Source organism: Pseudocitrobacter faecalis (genome assembly GCF_965231525.1).
In the GTDB taxonomy this organism is placed as follows: Bacteria; Pseudomonadota; Gammaproteobacteria; order Enterobacterales; family Enterobacteriaceae; genus Pseudocitrobacter; species Pseudocitrobacter faecalis.
The window spans coordinates 4614784-4634871 of sequence record NZ_CBDDNJ010000002.1 but is presented as its reverse complement, the minus strand read 5'-3'; the positions used below and the strand labels follow the sequence as shown (position 1 = coordinate 4634871).

The 20088-nt window shown below is 53.0% G+C and carries 18 protein-coding genes; 5 read left to right on the top strand and 13 right to left on the bottom strand.

Features of this window, described 5'->3' with window-relative positions; all coding sequences use genetic code 11:
- Nucleotide 1: 1 nt before the first annotated feature.
- The gene (locus tag ACOXYR_RS22350) at nucleotides 2-820 is read right to left on the bottom strand and encodes an AraC family transcriptional regulator (protein ID WP_350435527.1); all 819 of its coding nucleotides are present in this window, start codon (nucleotides 818-820) and stop codon (nucleotides 2-4) included.
- Nucleotides 821-1040: 220 nt separating this feature from the next.
- On the opposite strand from ACOXYR_RS22350, the gene ACOXYR_RS22345 reads away from it, so the two are divergent.
- The 3 genes from ACOXYR_RS22345 (at nucleotide 1041) to ACOXYR_RS22335 (ending at nucleotide 4822) form a co-directional block, all read left to right on the top strand.
- Nucleotides 1041-2441 (top strand): MFS transporter, encoded by a 1401-nt coding sequence (locus ACOXYR_RS22345; RefSeq protein ID WP_113858343.1) that lies wholly within the window; start codon nucleotides 1041-1043, stop codon nucleotides 2439-2441.
- A gap of 10 nt (nucleotides 2442-2451) precedes the next feature.
- Nucleotides 2452-4410 (top strand): glycoside hydrolase family 127 protein, encoded by a 1959-nt coding sequence (locus tag ACOXYR_RS22340; RefSeq protein ID WP_421355876.1) that lies wholly within the window; start codon nucleotides 2452-2454, stop codon nucleotides 4408-4410.
- 100 nt (nucleotides 4411-4510) lie between these two features.
- Nucleotides 4511-4822, top strand: a complete 312-nt coding sequence (locus tag ACOXYR_RS22335; protein ID WP_108476490.1) for a hypothetical protein — start codon at nucleotides 4511-4513, stop codon at nucleotides 4820-4822.
- Here the strand turns inward: ACOXYR_RS22335 and ACOXYR_RS22330 are convergent.
- The 3 genes from ACOXYR_RS22330 to ACOXYR_RS22320 all read right to left on the bottom strand — a co-directional run bounded on the left by ACOXYR_RS22330 (nucleotide 4819) and on the right by ACOXYR_RS22320 (nucleotide 6385).
- Entirely contained in the window at nucleotides 4819-5226 is a 408-nt protein-coding gene (locus ACOXYR_RS22330; RefSeq protein ID WP_108476491.1) for a type II toxin-antitoxin system HicB family antitoxin, read from the bottom strand. The genes ACOXYR_RS22335 and ACOXYR_RS22330 overlap by 4 nt on opposite strands.
- Before the next feature lie 16 nt (nucleotides 5227-5242).
- Complete coding sequence (locus ACOXYR_RS22325) at nucleotides 5243-5428, bottom strand: type II toxin-antitoxin system HicA family toxin (protein ID WP_421355877.1); 186 nt, start codon at nucleotides 5426-5428, stop codon at nucleotides 5243-5245.
- 216 nt (nucleotides 5429-5644) lie between these two features.
- Nucleotides 5645-6385, bottom strand: a complete 741-nt coding sequence (locus ACOXYR_RS22320; protein WP_421355878.1) for a MipA/OmpV family protein — start codon at nucleotides 6383-6385, stop codon at nucleotides 5645-5647.
- A gap of 124 nt (nucleotides 6386-6509) precedes the next feature.
- Between ACOXYR_RS22320 and ACOXYR_RS22315 the strand changes: the two genes are divergently transcribed.
- Complete coding sequence (locus ACOXYR_RS22315) at nucleotides 6510-7484, top strand: LysR family transcriptional regulator (protein ID WP_421355879.1); 975 nt, start codon at nucleotides 6510-6512, stop codon at nucleotides 7482-7484.
- Here the strand turns inward: ACOXYR_RS22315 and ACOXYR_RS22310 are convergent.
- The 9 genes from ACOXYR_RS22310 to ACOXYR_RS22270 form a co-directional block, all read right to left on the bottom strand.
- Complete coding sequence (locus tag ACOXYR_RS22310) at nucleotides 7481-8617, bottom strand: HlyD family secretion protein (protein ID WP_421355880.1); 1137 nt, start codon at nucleotides 8615-8617, stop codon at nucleotides 7481-7483. The two genes, ACOXYR_RS22315 and ACOXYR_RS22310, sit on opposite strands and share 4 nt — an antisense overlap.
- 5 nt (nucleotides 8618-8622) lie before the next feature.
- A complete protein-coding gene (locus ACOXYR_RS22305) occupies nucleotides 8623-8946 on the bottom strand; it encodes a DUF3302 domain-containing protein (RefSeq protein WP_108476495.1) in 324 nt (107 codons plus the stop codon).
- A gap of 155 nt (nucleotides 8947-9101) precedes the next feature.
- Entirely contained in the window at nucleotides 9102-10640 is a 1539-nt protein-coding gene (gene aldB / locus ACOXYR_RS22300; RefSeq protein WP_421355881.1) for an aldehyde dehydrogenase AldB, read from the bottom strand.
- A gap of 94 nt (nucleotides 10641-10734) precedes the next feature.
- The gene (gene yiaY, locus ACOXYR_RS22295; protein ID WP_421355882.1) at nucleotides 10735-11886 is read right to left on the bottom strand and encodes an L-threonine dehydrogenase; all 1152 of its coding nucleotides are present in this window, start codon (nucleotides 11884-11886) and stop codon (nucleotides 10735-10737) included.
- 167 nt (nucleotides 11887-12053) lie between these two features.
- Nucleotides 12054-13910 carry a selenocysteine-specific translation elongation factor gene (selB, locus tag ACOXYR_RS22290; protein WP_421355883.1) on the bottom strand — a complete coding sequence of 619 codons (1857 nt, stop codon included), beginning with the start codon at nucleotides 13908-13910 and terminating at the stop codon, nucleotides 12054-12056.
- The gene (gene selA / locus ACOXYR_RS22285; RefSeq protein ID WP_421355884.1) at nucleotides 13907-15298 is read right to left on the bottom strand and encodes an L-seryl-tRNA(Sec) selenium transferase; all 1392 of its coding nucleotides are present in this window, start codon (nucleotides 15296-15298) and stop codon (nucleotides 13907-13909) included. Before selA ends, selB begins: the two co-directional genes overlap by 4 nt.
- Before the next feature lie 105 nt (nucleotides 15299-15403).
- Nucleotides 15404-16012, bottom strand: a complete 609-nt coding sequence (locus ACOXYR_RS22280; RefSeq protein WP_276219060.1) for a glutathione S-transferase — start codon at nucleotides 16010-16012, stop codon at nucleotides 15404-15406.
- Nucleotides 16013-16079: 67 nt separating this feature from the next.
- Nucleotides 16080-17216, bottom strand: coding sequence for an HlyD family secretion protein (locus ACOXYR_RS22275; protein WP_421355885.1), 1137 nt, complete (start codon nucleotides 17214-17216; stop codon nucleotides 16080-16082).
- A gap of 5 nt (nucleotides 17217-17221) precedes the next feature.
- Nucleotides 17222-17551 (bottom strand): DUF3302 domain-containing protein, encoded by a 330-nt coding sequence (locus tag ACOXYR_RS22270; RefSeq protein WP_108476502.1) that lies wholly within the window; start codon nucleotides 17549-17551, stop codon nucleotides 17222-17224.
- A 536-nt stretch (nucleotides 17552-18087) separates the two neighbouring features.
- Between ACOXYR_RS22270 and mtlA the strand changes: the two genes are divergently transcribed.
- Nucleotides 18088-19995, top strand: a complete 1908-nt coding sequence (gene mtlA / locus ACOXYR_RS22265) for a PTS mannitol transporter subunit IICBA (RefSeq protein ID WP_108476503.1) — start codon at nucleotides 18088-18090, stop codon at nucleotides 19993-19995.
- The last annotated feature ends 93 nt before the right edge of the window (nucleotides 19996-20088 follow it).

Here is a 20088-nt window from a genome sequence, read left to right as displayed (position 1 = left end):
TTTAGCCAGAGTTAATATGCTCCTTACAATACCGCCGCTTCCACGCGGCGGGTGTCAGGCCGGTATGTTTGCGAAATATCTGGCGAAAATAGCCAGGGTCGTTGAAGCCACACTGCTCGGCAACTTCTTTGAGCGATCGGGCATTGTTGCTCAGGAGTTTCTCCGCCGCGCGTACCCGCTGACGATGAATGGCCTCGGTCAGCGTCAGATGGAAAACGCGCCGATAAATTCGCCCGAGATAATCCGCATTACAGTGTAATTCCCTCGCCAGCACCGAGGTTGAGAGCATAAGGTGAAAGCGTGTGCGAATCAGTTGCTGCGCTTTCCACGCCAGCGACGTACTTTCTTCATCCTGCGTTTCCCCTGCCTGACTGCTAAATGCAATATGCTGCAAAATCAGCAGCGCAATCAACTCCAGCGATCCGCTACGCTCAATGCGCTCCTGCTCATGCAGGAACTGGCGAAACAGAGAAATAATATATTGTGGGTCTCGTGACGTTACTTGTTGAGGAATGTTTAACGTGGAATCACTTGCAGGCAGTTGATCAGAGGCGTTAACTTCAAAATGCAGCCAGTAAAATTTTAAATCCGCCGGAAAGTCCTCAACACCAACGTGCCTGCGCCCCGGCCATAACAATAAACTGTCACCCGCCACAACGTTAAAGATACAATTGTCTTCCTGAATCGTTAATGTCCCTTTTTCAACAAAAATAATTTCCCAGGAATTTAGCCTACGCGCGGGATGACGGCCAACGCCGCGGGAGATAAATAACCCGCCATTTTGTACTTTAATCGGAAGCGTCATGGATAAATTGAGCATAAATATTAAATATCTCGCTAAATCTCAGCAAATAATCGCCCTTCATTATTGATTATTAATAAAAAATAATTGTCTCGCTCGATCCGCTTCACACTTTTACGTTAAAGTCGGAATCGTCATCTTTTTATACTTCTTTGTTGCCTTGTTGCCCTTTCTATTCCAGGCAAAAGTAAAAAGGTCATAAAACAAAACAATATCTCCACATTGCGAGGAGTTACCGATGACCTCTACCCCTATAACAACCAGTGACGTTGCGCAACGTGCGCTGGACGATAAATTATCGATTCGAGAAAAAATAGGCTACGGCCTTGGCGATGCTGGCGGAACGATTATTACCTGCCTGATCATGAACTTTTTAACCTTCTTCTATACCGATATTTTTGGTCTGACACCGGCGCTGGTCGGTACACTATTTATTGCGTTACGTATTTTCGACGCGATTTCCGATCCCATCATGGGCGTGCTGGCTGACCGCACGCAGAGCCGCTGGGGACGTTTTCGCCCCTGGCAGCTATGGATAGCGCTGCCTATCGGGATTATTGGCATCCTGACCTTTACCGTGCCCGATGCCAGTATGGGCGTCAAAATCGCCTGGGCTTTCGGCACCTATCTGCTGCTTTCCGTAAGCTACACCGCCATCAACGTGCCCTATTGCGCGCTGATCAACACCATGACCACGCGCCACAGTGAAGTGATTTCATGTCAGTCCTGGCGCTTTGTGCTTTGCGGCGTGGCGGGTTTTCTGGTCTCGGTTGGCCTGCCGTGGATGGTAGCCGAATTTGGACAGGGGAATGCGGCACAGGGCTGGCAGTTGGGCGTAGGTGTACTGTGCGCCATCGCGGTAGTGATGTTCCTTTGCTGTTTCTTCTGGGTTCGTGAACGCGTTTCGCTGGACATGATGGGGAAATTTACCCTACGTCAGCATATTGCCGGGCTGCGTAAAAATGACCAGTTACTGCTGATGCTGCTGATGTCTTTCCTGCTGATCAACGTATTCAACATCCGCGGCGGCGGTTATATGTATTTCATCACCTATGTGTTGCAGGGAAGCACGGCCTATACCTCGCTGTTTTTCACGATGGTGACGTTTGCCTCCATTCTGGGCTCCATCGTTGTAAATCCTCTCTCGCGTCGTATTGATACGGTAAAACTCTACTACTACACCAATCTGGTGCTGGCGGCGTTGGCGGTTGGCATGTGGTTCTTACCCGCAGGCCCGTCTTATCAGTCACTGTGGCTGGCGGTGATCCTGGGGAATGGCATCATCCTCGGCTTCACGCTGCCACTGCATTTCTCGCTGATGGCCTTCTCCGATGACTATGGTGAATGGAAAACCGGCGTGCGTTCCTCCGGGATGAACTTCGCGTTCAATCTCTTCTTTATCAAACTGGCCTGGGCATCCAGCGCCGGAATTATCAGCCTGGTCTTTATCTTTGTCGCCTACCAGCCGGGGGCAGGAAACCAAACGGCTACATCGTTACAGGGAATTACTGCAATGGAGACGCTGCTCCCCGCGCTCTTCCACTTGCTTCTGGCGCTCACGGTTCGCGTGTGCAAGCTCAACAATCCGATGATGGCGCGCATCTCTACCGACCTGCGCGTCCGCCATGTTCAGTCTTAAGGAGTCTGTTATGTCCGTGAAGGAAGTCGACCTGCACCATCTGAAAGTGAACGATCCGTTTCTGGGTCAGTATCAGCAACTGGTGCGCGATGTGGTTATCCCTTATCAATGGGATGCCCTCAATGACCGCATCGATGAAGCGGAACCCAGCCACGCCATAGAGAACTTCCGCATCGCGGCAGGCCAGCAATCAGGGGAGTTTTACGGCATGGTATTCCAGGATAGCGATGTGGCGAAATGGCTGGAAGCCGTCGCCTGGTCGCTGTGCCAGAAGCCGGACGCAGCGCTTGAGAAAACGGCGGATGAAGTCATTGAGTTAGTGGCTGCAGCGCAGTGCGAAGATGGCTATCTGAACACCTATTTTACGGTGAAAGCACCGGGCGAGCGCTGGACGAATCTGGCGGAATGCCATGAACTCTACTGCGCCGGACACATGATTGAAGCGGGCGTCGCCTTTTTCCAGGCAACAGGTAAACGGCGTCTGCTTGAGGTGGTTTGTCGGCTGGCCGATCATATCGATGCGGTCTTTGGGCCAGGTGAGAACCAGCTACAGGGTTATCCAGGCCACCCGGAAATTGAACTGGCGTTGATGCGGCTTTATGACGTTACCGAGGAGCCTCGTTATCTGAAACTGGTGCGCTACTTCGTAGAAGAGCGGGGAAAACAACCGCATTTTTACGATATTGAGTACGAAAAACGTGGCAAAACATCCTACTGGCATACTTACGGCCCGGCATGGATGGTGAAGGATAAAGCCTATAGCCAGGCGCATCAGCCCATTGCTGAACAGCCGAAGGCAATCGGTCATGCGGTGCGTTTTGTGTACCTGATGACGGGCGTCGCACACCTTGCGCGTTTAAGCCGCGATGAAGGCAAACGTCAGGACTGCCTGCGCCTGTGGAACAATATGGCCCAGCGACAGTTGTACATCACGGGCGGCATTGGTTCGCAAAGCAGCGGAGAAGCCTTTAGCAGTGACTATGACCTGCCGAATGACACGGTCTACGCGGAAAGCTGCGCCTCAATTGGGTTGATGATGTTCGCCCGCCGAATGCTGGAAATGGAAGCCGACAGCCAATATGCCGATGTCATGGAGCGCGCACTTTACAATACCGTACTCGGCGGAATGGCGCTGGATGGCAAGCATTTCTTCTACGTTAACCCGTTGGAAGTATATCCAAAGTCACTGAACTTTAACCATATTTATGACCACGTAAAACCTGTTCGTCAGCGCTGGTTTGGCTGTGCCTGCTGCCCGCCCAATATCGCCCGCGTGCTGACCTCGATCGGTCACTATATCTATACGCCACGCGACGAAGCGTTGTACATCAACCTCTACATTGGCAATAGCGTGGAGATCCCTGTTGGCAATGAAACACTTCGCTTAACCATTAGCGGCAACTATCCGTGGCAGGAGCAGGTGAAAATCATCATCGATTCGTCAACGCCGGTTCAGCATACTCTGGCGCTACGCCTGCCGGACTGGTGCGTAAACCCGCAGGTGACGCTTAATGGCGCTGCCGCCGAGGGAACCGTGATGAAGGGGTATTGGCATCTTTCTCGACGCTGGCAAGAAGGTGATACCCTCGAACTCACACTCCCAATGCCCATCCGCCGCGTCTACGGTAACCCACTGCTGCGGCACGTGGCGGGTAAAGTGGCCGTACAACGTGGGCCGCTGGTCTATTGCCTTGAACAGGCCGATAACGGCGAGGAGCTGCATAATGTGTGGCTACCAAAAGAGGCTGAATTTACCGCGTTTGAAGGTAAGGGGCTGTTCAGCCATAAAGTGCTCATTCAGGCACCTGGCTTTAAACAGTCGAGTGTCGACCCGCAGCAGCAGCCTTTATGGCATTATGATGCTTCCCCCGCAACCCGACAGGCGCAAACACTCACCTTTATACCCTGGTTTTGCTGGGCAAATCGTGGTGAAGGAGAGATGCGTATCTGGGTAAACGAAGAGAAATAAACGATGCCATTCACCCGGCAGCACAACAGATGCTTGCCGGGTCAGCCTCATTTCCTCATGATATAATCACACCACTTTACCTTCCCATGAGAAAATAAAAATGAGCAAGGACAGCAGCACCGATGTCACCCTGAAGCGCATCAAACCGTCATCCATCTATCGGCTGATGCTGATAGGCCTGGGTATTCCATTGCAGATTTTTGCAGTGGTATGCGGTGTGATGGGGATCTTTGGCGCCGATATGGTGAAATGGAACGATCAGCCGGTACATGGCATTCTCGCGCTTCCTGCCGCGATATTCAGCGCCCTGTTCGTTACCGTTCTCTTTACCGCATTCCTGGGTTCCGTCACTTGCCTGGGGCTGTGGATCTACAGCCGTTTCCGCCCGCTTGAGGTGAAAACGCTGGATTAACCCGGCAACACTCGCCGTGCAGCTTCAGCCAGAAACGCGCTTCTGTTGGCATAGTCAGGATTGTTACGAACAAACGAGTCAATCTTTTGCAGAAGCCGTTTCGGCATAGTGATGTTAATCCGCTCGGCTCTGCCCTCAAACTGATTCATATTGATGTCGACGAGCAACCATTGCCCGCCGGTATAGTTTTGTGGATCACAAGCCAAATGCGTCTCCACAGAACCCGGTAAGGGCAATTCTTTATTGAGCTCACAAAGCGCTTCAAAATGCGCAACCAACGCCCCTCGCGCATCCTGAAAAGTGTCATCAAGAGAATCCCCCGCGAAATAACAACCCGGTACATCAGGGAAAAAACCACTGCTGCTGCCATCGGGGTCGGTGTGTATATAAGCCGGATAGAACATAAAAACTCCTGGTGATTTACATTTTAATCCCGGCCTGGCGGCAAATCTGGGCCAGGGTTCCCGGTTTAATATCTTTGCGAGGATGCGGTACAGTAACCAGTCCCGCTCGGCTGGGATGATGAAACTGCTTATGGCTTCCCCGGGTACGAACATGTACCCGGCCGTGCTGTTTCAGGATTGCAATAACCTCCGCGCTCTTCACATCCTTGCCCTTTTTTAATTATACACACAATACACACCACACCTACGTCCTCCATCACAATATCGCCGCGCTAAACGTGATGCAGCCAGGAGATTTTGCTTCAGGAAAGTGGCTCGAAAAGAAAAACAGGGAAGCGTGTAATAGGCAGCTTAGAATGCGAATCTCTTCGCAAAACACAGTATTAACCCGGCAACACTCGCCGGGTTAAAACACTTATCAGAAATGCCAGCTCGCGCCGGTCAGGAAGGTAAAACTGTCTTCACGATCGACCATCGGGCTGTTTTTGATGTCATCCGGCAGCACGCTGTACATCGCGCTCGCCTGTAAAATGATGTTCTTCGTTAACGGGTATTTTGCGCCGACGCCCAGGTATGGCGTCCAGCTGTCGTCAGGAGAATATGACGAGAGCCCGCTACGGTGCGATTCCCCGGCAGAGATACCATAGTAGTAGTCGTTAAAGCTTTTATCGTAATAGAGGACGCCCGCGGAAGGCGTGAGCGTCAGCTTACCGAGCGGCATCACGCGGAAGAGCGACATCTCGGCTACCCAGCCATCGCTGTTATCCAGAATATCGGTCGCGGCAGAGACCTTCAGGCTGCCCCATTTTTCGTGGTGATACCACGCGGCCCCCGCCATCGCGGTACTGTCACGCTTATCCAGGTGACGCATTGCATGATCGTCGTTATCCGAAGGAGAAAACTCCAGCGGCATCCATGACGCGGTGATACTGATTTCATCCTTTTCACTCTTTGAAAGGATGTAACCTAAGGTTGTCTGGCGAATATATAAAGATTCACCTTCATAACTGATTAGCGGCACGACATGAGTATTTTCATTATAACCGCGGTACGGTGATTCGTTATATACCGCCCCCGCACCAATAGATAATTCAGACGCTGTTGCAGTTGTCATAAACGACAAAGCAATCAGCGCCGTAGCATTGCGCGTATTTAACATTCCCGGCTGTCCATTTTAAAATAGGAAAAATAAAGCGCGAGAATAATAATGTTTACAAATTCATCAATGCAACGCGCATATTTATATAGTAATATATAAAATCATATATATATCAGGTCTAGCGATGAATAATTTACACCTTAAGCCCCGGGAACTGAAGATTATCTCGGTCATCGCGGCCAGTGAAAATATCAGCCACGCTGCGACAATTCTTGGCATCGCACAGGCAAATGTCAGTAAGTATCTTGCTGATTTCGAATCAAAAGTAGGGCTTAAAGTTTTTGACCGTTCCCCCCGAAAACTGACCCTGACGCCTTTCGGCACGGCCTTACTTCCCTTCATCAATGACATGCTCGATAGACACGAGCAGCTTAATAATTTCATTGCTGACTATAAGCATGAGAAACGTGGCCGGGTGACTGTGTACGCCCCCACCGGGATAGTCGCTTATCTGGCAAAAAATGTCATTGCCAACATTATGGATATTGGTGAGATTACCTTTTCACTAAAAACATACAATCTGGAACCGAAAGCGTTTTATGATGGTGTGGAGTTCCCGGATGATTGCGATGTGTTAATTACTTATGCGCAACCCAAAGATGAGTCATTAGTCGCCAGTTTTATTACGAAATATTCGGTCACCGCGTTTGCCAGCCCCAACTATCTTAATAAACATCCGATTCATGGCCCGGAAGAACTGGCTCAGCATTCATGTATTTTGATTGATTCGATGATGATGGGTGATTCGAATATCTGGCGATTTAGCACCGGAGAAAATAAATCCGCCGTCGACTATCGGGTAAAAGGCAATTACGTTTGCGATAATACGCAATCTGCGCTGGAGCTGGCGCGTAACGATCTCGGTATCGTTTTTGCGCCCAAAGAGAGCGTCAGAAACGATATTCAGGCGGGTACGTTGGTAGCCTGTTTCCCTGACCAGCAGGAGTGGTGGTTAGATCTGGTGGCTATCTTCCGCAAGCGCGAATATCAGCCCTGGCGGGTGCAGTTTATTCTGGATGCTATGCTCAGTGAAATACGCAAGCAGCTTGCTGTGACACGCCTGTTGCCGTCACAGCAACTTCCTGCAAACGATAATTAGTGGTCGAGATAAAGGTAATGTACCCAGCTGGTCATACGCAGCAGTACTTTACGCATCACCGACACATGGCTGAAGTGGTCGGAATAGACCGCTGCCTGCGCGTAAATACCGTCGGGTAGCGCGCTGAGGTCAGCATTTTCGTCCAGCTCAATTGTCGCAATCACCCCTTCCGAACCCGGCGTCGTATTCAGCGACTGCAAGACGCCCGTGGATTGATACGTTCCGCCGGGAACTGCCGGACTGATGGCCGCCAGTTTGCCGCTGAAAACCTGACCCGGTAGCGCATTGAACACCACTTCGGCTTCGTCGCCAGGTGCCAGCCTCAGCAGAGAGTTCTGACGGAACTGGGCAATAATCTGCCGTTTCTGGTCAGGAATAAAGACCATCACCGGGCGCAGCGGCAGCGCGGCGGCGTAGGTTCCCGGTCGAATCAGAACCTGCGTGATGTAGCCGTCGCTGGGGGCGCGAACGACCGTCTGATCCAGGTTGAATTGCGCTTCCGCAAGCTGTGCTTTCAGGCTGGCGATTTGCGAATGTTCGCCCAGCACCATGCTGTCCAGCTCGCTCTGGATCTGTTTCTGTTCTGCCGCCAATGACTTCACCGAAGCTTCCTGCGCCAGATAATTTTGCCGCGCCGCGTCAATATCGCGTTCAGAGAACGGGTTCACTTTGGCCTGGCTGCCCTGAAGATAGCGCTGGTAATCTTTCGCCAGCTTGTCACGCGTCGCTTTCGCCTGCTGCGTGTTGGCCATCATCTCATCAAGCTGTGCCACCAGCGCCTGCTGTTTATGCTCCGCCGTCACAATATCGGCCTTCAGGCGGTCTACACGCGCCTGATAGCGGGTAGGATCAAGCTTAAATAACACCTCGCCTTTTTTAATCAGGGTATTTTTCTTGCCCGTGACCTCCGTTACCACCCCGGTAACCAGCGGAACAACCGGAATAGACACCACCGCTTTTTGCGCTTTAAAGGTATAAGGATGGTTATAATTCATAAGCAGAATTAAACCGCTAACAATAAATATACCGCCCAATGCCGCCGTTGGAATAGTCCATTTATTAACGGGAATTTTGAATATCTTAAACAGTGCCCACGCGAAAGCCACGTAGGTCAGAATAATCAGTAAATCCATAAATATTACTCCGCTGAGGAAGCCTTCGCCTCAGCCAGTTGTTTCTCCAGCCCAGCCACGCGTTCCTGAAGCTGGATAAGCGACGCATCCGGGGTTTGCATTCCCCAGCCGCGCTCAGGTCGATATAACGTTGCCCAAATCCACAGGAAAGGCCAGATAACATGCAGCGTAAAAAGACTCACCCAGCCCGCAACGTGAATGGCGTCAGCGTGGGGGTGATTGCGTTTCTTCGCAATCAGATAAGGAATATCATGTAAGATGATAATCCCATAGAAGATGACCAGGAATACAAATATTAGGACGCCCAGCGCGAAATAATTAAGAAACATAAATCCTCAGAGATTAAAATAAATAATCGGGGGATGGGAAATAGTAGAGGAATTTTTAGATATCAGGCAAACATCTAATTTATATAATGCCATATGGGTTTCGATATACAGCAAGCCCGGCGGGGAAACACCGCCGGGCCGTTAAAACAGGATAATCAGAACAGACCGAGCGGTTTGTCCGAATAGCTTACCAACAGGCATTTAGTTTGCTGATAGTGCTCCAGCATCATCTTGTGGGTCTCGCGGCCAATGCCCGACTGCTTATAGCCGCCAAATGCCGCGTGCGCCGGGTAAGCGTGATAGCAGTTGGTCCAGACGCGCCCGGCCTGAATACCGCGCCCCATTTTGTAAGCCAGATTACCATTGCGACTCCAGACGCCCGCGCCGAGACCATACTGAGTATCGTTAGCTAGCGCCAGCGCTTCTTCGGTGGTTTTAAAGGTGGTAACCGCCAGCACCGGGCCGAAGATCTCCTCCTGGAAAACACGCATGCTGTTCTGGCCAAACAGAATCGTCGGCTCGAGGTAATAGCCGTAGTGAAGCTCACCCTCAAGGCGTTTGCGTCGCCCACCGGTCAGCACGTCCGCGCCCTCTTTCTTGCCGATGTCGATGTAGTTGAGGATGGTCTCCATCTGCCCGTGCGACACCTGCGCGCCCATCTGCGTTACGCTGTCCAGTGGGTTACCGCTACGGATGCTTTCCACCCGGCGAATCGCCCGCTCCATAAAGCGATCGTAGATAGATTCATGTACCAGCGCGCGGCTTGGGCAGGTACACACTTCCCCCTGGTTAAACGCAAAGAGCGCGAAACCTTCCAGCGCTTTATCAAAGAAGGCGTCCTCTTCATCCATCACATCAGCAAAGAAGATATTCGGTGATTTACCGCCCAGCTCCAGCGTGACCGGAATGATGTTCTGCGTCGCGTACTGCATGATTTGCTGGCCGACTTCGGTGGAGCCGGTGAACGCAACTTTGGCGATGCGTTTAGACGTTGCCAGATATTCGCCTATTTCCCCGCCCGCGCCGTTCACCACGTTAATCACACCAGGCGGCAGTAAGTCACCGATGATTTCCATCAGCAGCAGCACCGACAACGGCGTTAATCGCGCCGGTTTCAGGACGATGCAGTTACCTGCGGCCAGCGCCGGGGCCATTTTCCAGCTCGCCATCAGCAGCGGGAAGTTCCATGGGATGATTTGCGCGACCACGCCCAGCGGTTCATGGAAGTGATACGCTACAGTGTCTTTATCCACTTCGCTGATGCCACCCTCCTGCGCGCGAATACACGACGCAAAGTAGCGGAAATGGTCAATCGCCAGCGGCACATCGGCTGCGCTGGTTTCGCGGATCGGTTTACCGTTATCCCAGGTTTCCGCCGTTGCCAGCAGATCGAGGTTTTGCTCCATGCGATCGGCAATTTTCAGCAAGATCCCCGCCCGATCCTGCACGGACATTTGTGCCCATTTATCTTTGGCTTTATGCGCGGCATCTAATGCCAGGTCGATATCACGTTTGCCGGATGAGGCGACTTCACAAAGCAGTTGCCCGGTTACCGGCGTCAAATTCTGGTAATACTCGCCGTCGACGGGTGCAACCCAGTCGCCGCCGATAAAGTTGTCATAGCGAGGTTTAAGCTTAAGAGGAAAACCATACTCGCCCGGTTGAATGCGGGCTGAAGGGGGATTGTTTGTCATCGCCGTCTCTCCTTGCTGTTGCAGTCCTTCAAGGGTAGACGCGGCTGGCGTTTTTTTCGCCAGCCGTACATAGGTTTACGACAACGGTCACGAATTACATTGCAGCGCGGTAAATCGCCATAATTTCGTCGTGAGTTGCCTGAATCGGGTTAGTGAAACCACAGGCATCTTTCAGGGCGTTAGTCGCCAGAACCGGGATATCTTCTTCTTTCACGTTCAGGTCACGAAGGCCCGCCGGGATGTTGACGTCACGCGCCAGTTTGCAGATGGCGTCGATACACGCTTTTGCACCCTGCTCATCGTTCAGACCCGCAACATCGATGTTCATCGCCTGTGCGCAATCACGCAAACGCGCAGCCGCCACTTTACTGTTGAACGCCTGTACGTGCGGCAGCAGAACCGCGTTGCAGACACCGTGCGGCAGGTCGTAGAAACCGCCAAGCTGGTGCGCCATCGCGTGAACATAGCCCAGCGAGGCGTTGTTAAATGCCATACCGGCCAGGAACTGCGCGTAAGCCATTGCTTCACGGGCTTGTGCATTCGCGCCATCGGCGACGGCAACGCTCAGGTTTTCGGCAATCATGGTGATCGCTTTCAGCGCGCAGGCGTCAGTAATTGGAGTAGCCGCGATAGATACGTAGGCTTCGATAGCATGAGTCAACGCATCCATCCCGGTGGCAGCGGTCAGCGATTTTGGCATGCCGGTCATCAGGGAAGAGTCATTCACGGACAGAATGGGCGTTACGTGTTTATCGACGATCGCCATTTTAATATGACGCGCTTCGTCGGTAATGATGCAGAAACGGGTCATTTCAGACGCGGTGCCTGCGGTGGTATTAATCGCAATCATCGGCAACTGCGGTTTAGCCGAGCGGTCAACGCCTTCGTAATCGCTAATTTGCCCGCCGTTAGACGCCACCAGCGCAATACCTTTCGCGCAGTCGTGTGGAGAACCACCGCCCAGCGAAATGACGCAGTCGCAGTTGTTTTCTTTGAGAATTGCCAGGCCCGCATTTACGTTCGCTGTAGTCGGGTTCGGCTGTACGCCATCATAAATCACGCTGAAAATATCACGCTCAGCCAGGCCCTTCTGCACGTCACCCGCCATGCCCAATTTATTCAGAATGGCATCCGTCACAATTAATGCGCGGCGATAACCGTAGTCGCGCATTGTATCCATTGCACCATTTAATGAATCAGCGCCAATAACATTCACTGAAGGAATATAAAAAGTGGATGCTGCCATGATCGTTCCTTAATTAATGGGAAATTGGCGGCTAGGGTAAGGTAAGGGTTAAACAAAAAATATGATCCATATTCTATTTTTGAAATGGAAAAAATATCGGATGCGTTTTTTCTGCGCATCCGATATTAATCAATATGATTTTTGTATTAATTCATTTAATATTTAAATTAATCGTTACGTTTATTTTCAGGAAAAAGTAGCGCATCGCGTAATAAATGGTCATTTCCCCGACGACGGGTAAAACCGATACGATTAAAATATTCCAGTATTTGAATTGCTAACTTACGGCCCACGTTCAGCTTATCGCGGAAATCTGCAGCGCAGGTTGAACCCTTTTCCTGATCCAGTTCGCGGATCATACTCGCGAAGGTGACGATACGATCGTTACGGTAATAACGATCTTTGACGATCGCCGTAATCATCCCCTGCTGCGCTGCCTGCCGGAGCACCGCGCGCATCAATTGTTCATCGGTTCCGGTTTGCTGGGCTAAATCGCGCACCCACCAGGGTTCATCAGCAAACAGTGGCGCTGCTTTTTGCCATACCACATCCTGTTCATCGGTAAACCCGGCTTTGTGATCCGGTAGATGCAGCCAACCGTGATGGCTGGCTACCACGCCGCTTTCACGCATCTGCTCAATCAGCGTCAGCACCAGCGCTTCATCTTCCATTGGCAGCGCGATGCGGCGCAGGCGCTCACGGCCCGGCCCCGGTTCATCTTTGTGTTGTTCGTGGTAGGTCGCCAGCGCATCCAGCAGTTTACGCTGCCAGCGTGCGGCAAGCGGCGCATCCAGCAGTGCGCTCCCGGCCAGAATATAGCCCGGCTGGTTAATCAGTTGCTGTAGTCCCTGCTCGCTCAACTGCCGTGCCCAGGCAAAATCAGTGAGCTGTACCGCATCGCGTTGCAGATGAACAGATAACGCCTGAGCATCGTTTTCAGCGGTAGCCAGTTCGGCAATCCACGCCAGATATTCGGCTTTACGCTTCCCGCGACGCGGTGAATTGAGCGTCACCACGCGCGCGCCCGCAAGGGTAAGACGCGCTGAAATATCGCGCAGCACCAGACGGTCGTTGTCGGCCAGATACAGTGGCGTATCCAGTACCAGTTCCGCCAGATTGTTCTCCAGTAGCGAGACGCGCCCGGTGATATGGCTGGCGGCATGGTGAATATGCAGCGGCTGCCATTGGGTGAGCGGCACATGGCTGTGCAACTCGACAATAACCCGCTCAACGGGCGCGGGCGGTTCCTGCGATAGCAGCCAGTCGCCGCGATTCAATTCTTCTTTCTGCGCATCGCCGACGATATTTAGCGCAATACGTTGCCCGCCGTGCGCCTGTTCGGTCGCCTGGTTTTGCGCGTGGATACCACGCACGCGCATCGGTTTATCGACGCCCGTCAGCCACAACGTATCGCCCACATTTACGTCACCGGAAAGCGCCGTCCCGGTGACCACCAGTCCGGCCCCTTTCACTGTGAATGCGCGGTCAATCGCCAGACGGAAGCGCTGGTTTTCCGGATTCACACGCTCCGGTAGTTGCAGCAGATGCGCGCGCAATTCATCAATGCCCAGCCCTGCGGTGGCGGCGGTTTCGAACAGCGTGGCATCGTCAAAACCGTATTCACGCAATACCGAGTCTATCTCGTGACGCACTTCCACCACGCGCGCCGCATCGACGCGATCGGTTTTCGTTAGCGCCACCGTCAGCGTCGGCTTGCCGGTCAGTTGCAGGATCGCCAGATGTTCGCGCGTTTGCGCCATTACACCGTCGTCACAAGCCACCACCAGCAGGGCATGATCGATACCCCCCACGCCCGCCAGCATGTTAGAGAGAAATTTCTCGTGCCCCGGCACATCAATAAACCCGAGCACCCGCCCATCGGGCTGCGGCCAGTAGGCGTAGCCCAGGTCGATGGTCATCCCGCGTGATTTCTCTTCCGGCAGGCGGTCGGCGTTAACGCCGGTAATCGCCTGCAGCAGCGTGGTTTTGCCGTGGTCAACGTGCCCGGCGGTGGCAATAATCATTTCAGCAACATCTCCAGAAAACGTGATTCATCCTCAAGACAGCGCAGGTCGAGCCATAATCGCCCGTCGTAAATGCGCCCGATAACCGGCACCGGCAGACTGCGCCAGCGGTTAGCCAGTGTTTCAAGGCGGCTACCGCGCCCGTCTTTAGGGGTAAAGGTGATGGCGGCACTCGGCAGGCGATCGACGGGCAAGGAGCCACTGCCGATTTGTGAGGCACATTCCATCACCGTAACAGAAAATTCGTCACCATAGCGCTGCGTAAGCGGTTCACGCAGACGTTCGGCCTGCGCGTGGATTTCATCCGCGCGGCGGTTAAGCAGACGCAGTGTCGGCAGGTCGCTGGCGAGGCGTTCAGGATGCAGATAGAGGCGCAGTGTCGCTTCCAGCGCCGCCAGCGTCATTTTATCGGCACGCAGCGCGCGCTTGAGCGGATGCTGCTGTAGCTGGGCAATCATCGCTTTCTTACCGACGATAATCCCCGCCTGTGGGCCGCCCAGCAGTTTATCGCCGGAGAAACTCACCAGGCTGACGCCTGCGGCAATCATCTCCTGCGGCATCGGTTCTTTCGGCAGGCCGTACTGGCTTAAATCGACCAGCGAACCACTGCCTAAATCCGCCACCACCGGGATATCCAGCTCGCGGCCAATTTCAGCCAGCTCGGCTTCTTCTACGGTCTTAGTGAAGCCTTCAATGCTGTAGTTGCTGGTATGCACCTTCATCAGCAATCCGGTGTTTTCATTCACCGCCTGACGATAATCTTTGGCATGCGTGCGGTTGGTGGTGCCGACCTCATGCAGCTCGCAACCCGCCTGACGCATCACGTCCGGGATGCGGAACGCGCCGCCAATTTCCACCAGCTCGCCGCGTGAGACGACGACTTCTTTGCCGCTCGCCGTGGCCGCCAACATCAGCAATACGGCAGCCGCGTTATTGTTAACGATACAGGCATCCTCTGCGCCCGTCAGGCGGCAGAGCAAATCCGCCAGTGCGCGATCGCGATGACCGCGCCCGGCACCGTCGAGGTCATATTCCAGCGTCACCGGGTCGCGCATCACCTGCGTCACCGCGGCAATGGCGGCTTCCGCCTGCTGGGCACGCCCAAGATTAGTGTGCAGCACCGTACCGGTCAGGTTAATGACCGGGCGGATCGCGCTTTGCGTATCCGCGACAAAACGACGCGTCACTTCCCCTGCCCAGTCGTCACTCCAGCCTGGAAGCTCGCCGGTATCGCGGATCGCCTGACGCGCTTCATCCTGAAGCTGGCGGAGTTGTTCCACCACCTGCGAATGGCCGTGGTTTTCCAGAAGGGAAGCAAAGGCGGCATCGCGCAGTAAGCGGTCGGTCGCAGGAAGCTGGCTGTACAGTGAGCGAGTATCGGTAGTCATGAGTTGGCCTGACGGTTAACGATTTTCCCCCCTCCCGACGGGAGAGGGAGTCCATAGTGAGGAGGGATTGTACAGCGTACGACCATGAAGTGTTATAGCGCGTAATCAAGCCTTTGGCGGTTCCGTCCGGGCAAAACTTTCGCGCTGGAACAACGTTTCCACCAGTTTGACCAGATTGGGCCGGTCAACGCACCAGCCCGGCGCAATGCGGCGGAAGTTAAGATAGCTAATGGCGCAGGCGATGGCGATCGTCGCCAGATTTAACGTATCGGTGCTGAACGTGCCCTCTTTCAGATGCGTTTCCAGGGCGTCCAGGCTGCGGCTGATTTTCTCGCGCTGGCGCAGGCACTCCGCTTCCGACTGCTGTGCTGGCGGGCGGGCCAGTTCACGCACCGCCACCAGCCCGGCATCCATAATGCCGTCGGCGAGTGCTTCTAATTGACGTACTTTAAGGCGCGCAAGCGGGTCAGACGGCAGCATCTGCGGCTCAACATTCAGCAGTTCGATGTACTCGGCAATAATCGGTGAGTCAAACCAACACTCACCGTCGTCAGTCATTAATGCCGGCACCTTGCCCAGCGGATTGTACTGCGCCACGCCATTTTCCAGGTTATAGGGCAGTTCATTGATAAATTCGAAAGAAATGCCCTTTTCCAGCAATAAGATAGAGATTTTGCGTACGAAAGGGCTGGTATAGCTGCCGATGAGTTTCATGCCATGTCCTTTTTGCCAACGAAAGGGTAAGTATGGCCCAGCCACTGGCAAAAAGATGCTTTTAACATCAATGATCGAGGTAAAGATAGTGCATCCAGCTTGTCATTCTGAGCAGCACTTTGCGCATTATTGACAGGTGCTCAAAGTGATCGGAATAGACCGCCACCTGAGCGTAAATGCCATCTGGTAGCGCGTCCACCTCCCCCTCAGGCTGGAGCTCGATCAGAGCCATTACGCCATCGGTGCCGGGGACAATATTGAGCGACTGCAGCGTACCCTGCGCCTGATAAGAACCGCCGGGCACAACGGGCAGAATGCTGGTCAACTTTCCGCTAAACACCTGACCCGGCAGCGCATTAAAGACCACTTCCGCTTCATCGCCGGGTTTTAATCGCAACAGGGAGTTTTGTCTGAACTGAGCCACAATCTGGCGTTTTTGCTCCGGCACGAACACCATGACCGGGCGCAGCGGTAGCGCGGCGGCATAAGTGCCGGGGCGGATCAGCACCTGGGTAGCGAAACCGTCACTGGGTGCGCGGATAATGGTCTGATCGAGGTTAAATTTGGCTTCCGTAAGCTGCGCGCGCAGGCTGGCAACCTGAGACTGGTCGCCGTTCACCACGCTATCCAGTTGGCTTTTAATTTGCGATTGATCGGCAATCGACGCTTTAACTAATGCATCCTGCGCCAGATAGTTTTGTCGGGCGTTGTCGATATCGCTTTCTGAAAACGGATTTACCCGCGCCTTACTTCCCTGCAAATATCGCTGATAATCTTTATACAGACGATCGCGTTCTGCCGAAACGCGCGTGGTATTTGCCAGCGCTTCATCCAGTTGTCCTTTCAAGACCTGCGTATTGTGCACCGCCGTGACTAAATCAGCCTGAAGTCGGTCAACGCGCGCCTGGTAGCGTGTCGGGTCTATTTTAAACAGCACCTCGCCTTTTTTAATTAGCTGGTTATGTTTATTTGTCACCTCACTCACCACGCCGGTCACCTGAGGAGTAATCGGAATAGAGATAACCGCCTTCTGCGCCTGAAAGGTATAGGGGTGGTTATAGTTCATCCCTAATATCAGCGCACCGACAATAAATACCCCGCCTAATACGGCGGTAGGCACCGTCCATTTATTTACCGGGATCCTGAATATCTTAAAAATCGCCCATGCCAGCGCGACGTAGGTCAATATAATTAGCAGATCCATGATGGCTATTCCCCTGAAGGCGTTTGCATTTTTTTCAGTTGTTTTTCAAGCTCTTCAACGCGTTGCCGCAGCGCATCTTCACCTTCATGCGCGGGAGGGTGTTGCATTCCCCAGCCGCGATCGGGGCGATAAAGCGTCGCCCAGATCCACAGAAACGGCCAGAGAACGTGTAAGGTAAAAAGACTCACCCAGCCCGCGACATGAATCGCATCGGCGTGGGGATGATTGCGTGCCTTCGCAATCATGTAGGGAATATCGTGAATAATAATAATGCCGTAAAAGATAACCAGGAAAACAAAGATCAGAATGCCAAGCGCAAAGTAATTCAGGAACATAGCCGTAACCTCAAATTCACGCTGTCGATAGTGAGCACGCTATACAATTTAAAGCGTAGACGGTGTCTACTTTGAACATAATCGGCAATTAATCGTTCTGCCATAATCCTCATTCATTATTCTTTTTTGTGTGATGTTACTCAGTTACAGAGGGTGCTCATCACAGCAGCAGAACTTGCCACGGATCACATCTTGTTTTGGCGACCTGAAAATATCTTGTGAACTCAATCACAAAAAACAAACAAACCATCAAGAGCAAAATGTGATTAACATCACATTTACATGTGTTCTGCGGTGCTTTTTCCTGCTGTGTTGTTTTTTTACACAGTGGTTTTGTGATGGTGATCACTCAAAATCATCAGGTACATCCTATATTTGTGTGATCTAAGTCACATGAAGACCCGCTATCTGGACAGCTTAACGATTCAGTGCCAGATTTCGCATCATCAACCAGGGTTCGGCTACTACCTCTGCCGCCAATTAACAATAAACTTCAGGTGTTCAACCTGCGGGCAAACAGAAACAAGGGGTGTTTTATGTCATCCGATATCAAGATCAAGGTGCAAAGCTTTGGTCGCTTCCTCAGCAACATGGTGATGCCAAATATCGGCGCGTTTATCGCGTGGGGTATTATCACCGCGTTATTTATTCCAACAGGGTGGTTGCCGAACGAAACGCTGGCGAAGCTGGTTGGCCCGATGATCACCTATCTGCTGCCGCTGCTCATCGGTTATACCGGTGGTAAGCTGATCGGCGGCGAACGTGGCGGCGTGGTCGGTGCGATTACCACCATGGGTGTTATCGTCGGTGCAGATATGCCGATGTTCCTGGGCTCCATGATTGCAGGCCCGTTGGGCGGCTACTGCATCAAGAAATTCGACGCCTGGGTAGATGGTAAAATCAAATCCGGTTTTGAGATGCTGGTGAATAACTTCTCCGCTGGCATCATCGGTATGATCCTCGCTATTCTGGCCTTTATGGGCATCGGCCCGGCGGTTGAAGTGCTGTCCAAGCTGCTGGCGGCTGGCGTTAACTTCATGGTTGTACACGACATGCTGCCGCTGGCATCTGTTTTTGTAGAACCGGCTAAAATCCTGTTCCTGAACAACGCCATTAACCACGGTATCTTCTCGCCGCTGGGTATTCAGCAGTCTCATGATCTCGGCAAATCGATCTTCTTCCTGATTGAAGCCAACCCGGGCCCGGGGATGGGTGTTCTGCTGGCGTACATGTTCTTCGGTCGCGGCAGTGCTAAACAGTCTGCGGGCGGCGCGGCAATCATCCACTTCCTGGGCGGTATTCACGAAATCTACTTCCCGTATGTGCTGATGAACCCACGTCTGATTATTGCCGTTATTCTGGGCGGTATGACTGGCGTGTTCACCCTGACCATCCTGAACGGCGGTCTGGTTTCTCCGGCTTCCCCTGGCTCCATCCTGGCCGTACTGGCGATGACGCCAAAAGGCGCATACTTCGCCAACATCGCGGCTATCGTTGCGGCAATGGCGGTCTCCTTCATCGTTTCTGCCATCCTGCTGAAAACCAGCAAAGTGAAAGAAGAAGATGACATCGAAGCGGCAACCCGTCGTATGAATGACATGAAAGCTGAATCCAAAGGCGGTACTCCGCTGGCGGCGGGCGACGTCACCAACGACCTGAGCCACGTGCGTAAAATCATCGTTGCCTGTGATGCCGGTATGGGTTCCAGCGCAATGGGGGCGGGCGTGCTGCGTAAGAAAGTGCAGGATGCGGGCCTGAGCAACATCTCTGTGACCAACTGCGCAATTAACAACCTGCCGCCGGATGTTGACCTGGTCATCACTCACCGCGACCTGACCGAACGCGCAATGCGTCAGGTACCGCAGGCGCAGCATATTTCGCTGACTAACTTCCTCGACAGCGGCCTGTATACCAATCTGACCGAACGTCTGGTTGCGGCACAGCGTCACACTGACAACGAAGTGAAGGTGAAGGACAGCCTGAAAGACAGCTTTGACGACACCAGCGCCAACCTGTTTAAACTCGGCGCGGAAAACATCTTTTTGGGCTGCAAGGCGGCCACGAAAGAAGACGCGATTCGCTTCGCTGGTGAGCAACTGGTGAAAGGCGGCTATGTAGAGCCAGAGTATGTGCAGGCGATGCTGGATCGTGAAAAACTGACGCCAACTTACCTGGGCGAGTCCATCGCGGTACCGCACGGCACTATTGAAGCCAAAGATCGTGTGCTGAAAACCGGCATCGTGTTCTGTCAGTATCCGGAAGGCGTGCGCTTCGGCGAAGACGAGGATGACATTGCCCGTCTGGTGATTGGTATCGCCGCTCGCAACAACGAGCACATCCAGGTGATTACCGGCCTGACCAACGCGCTGGATGACGAATCCGTCATCGAACGTCTGGCCAGCACCACCAGCGTAGAAGAAGTTCTGGCGCTGTTGCAGAAGTAAGGCTCTATTCCCTCTCCCATTGGGAGAGGGTTAGGGTGAGGGAAAAGCCTCACCCCAGCCCTCTCGGGTCAAAAACATTAATGAAGGTTAATA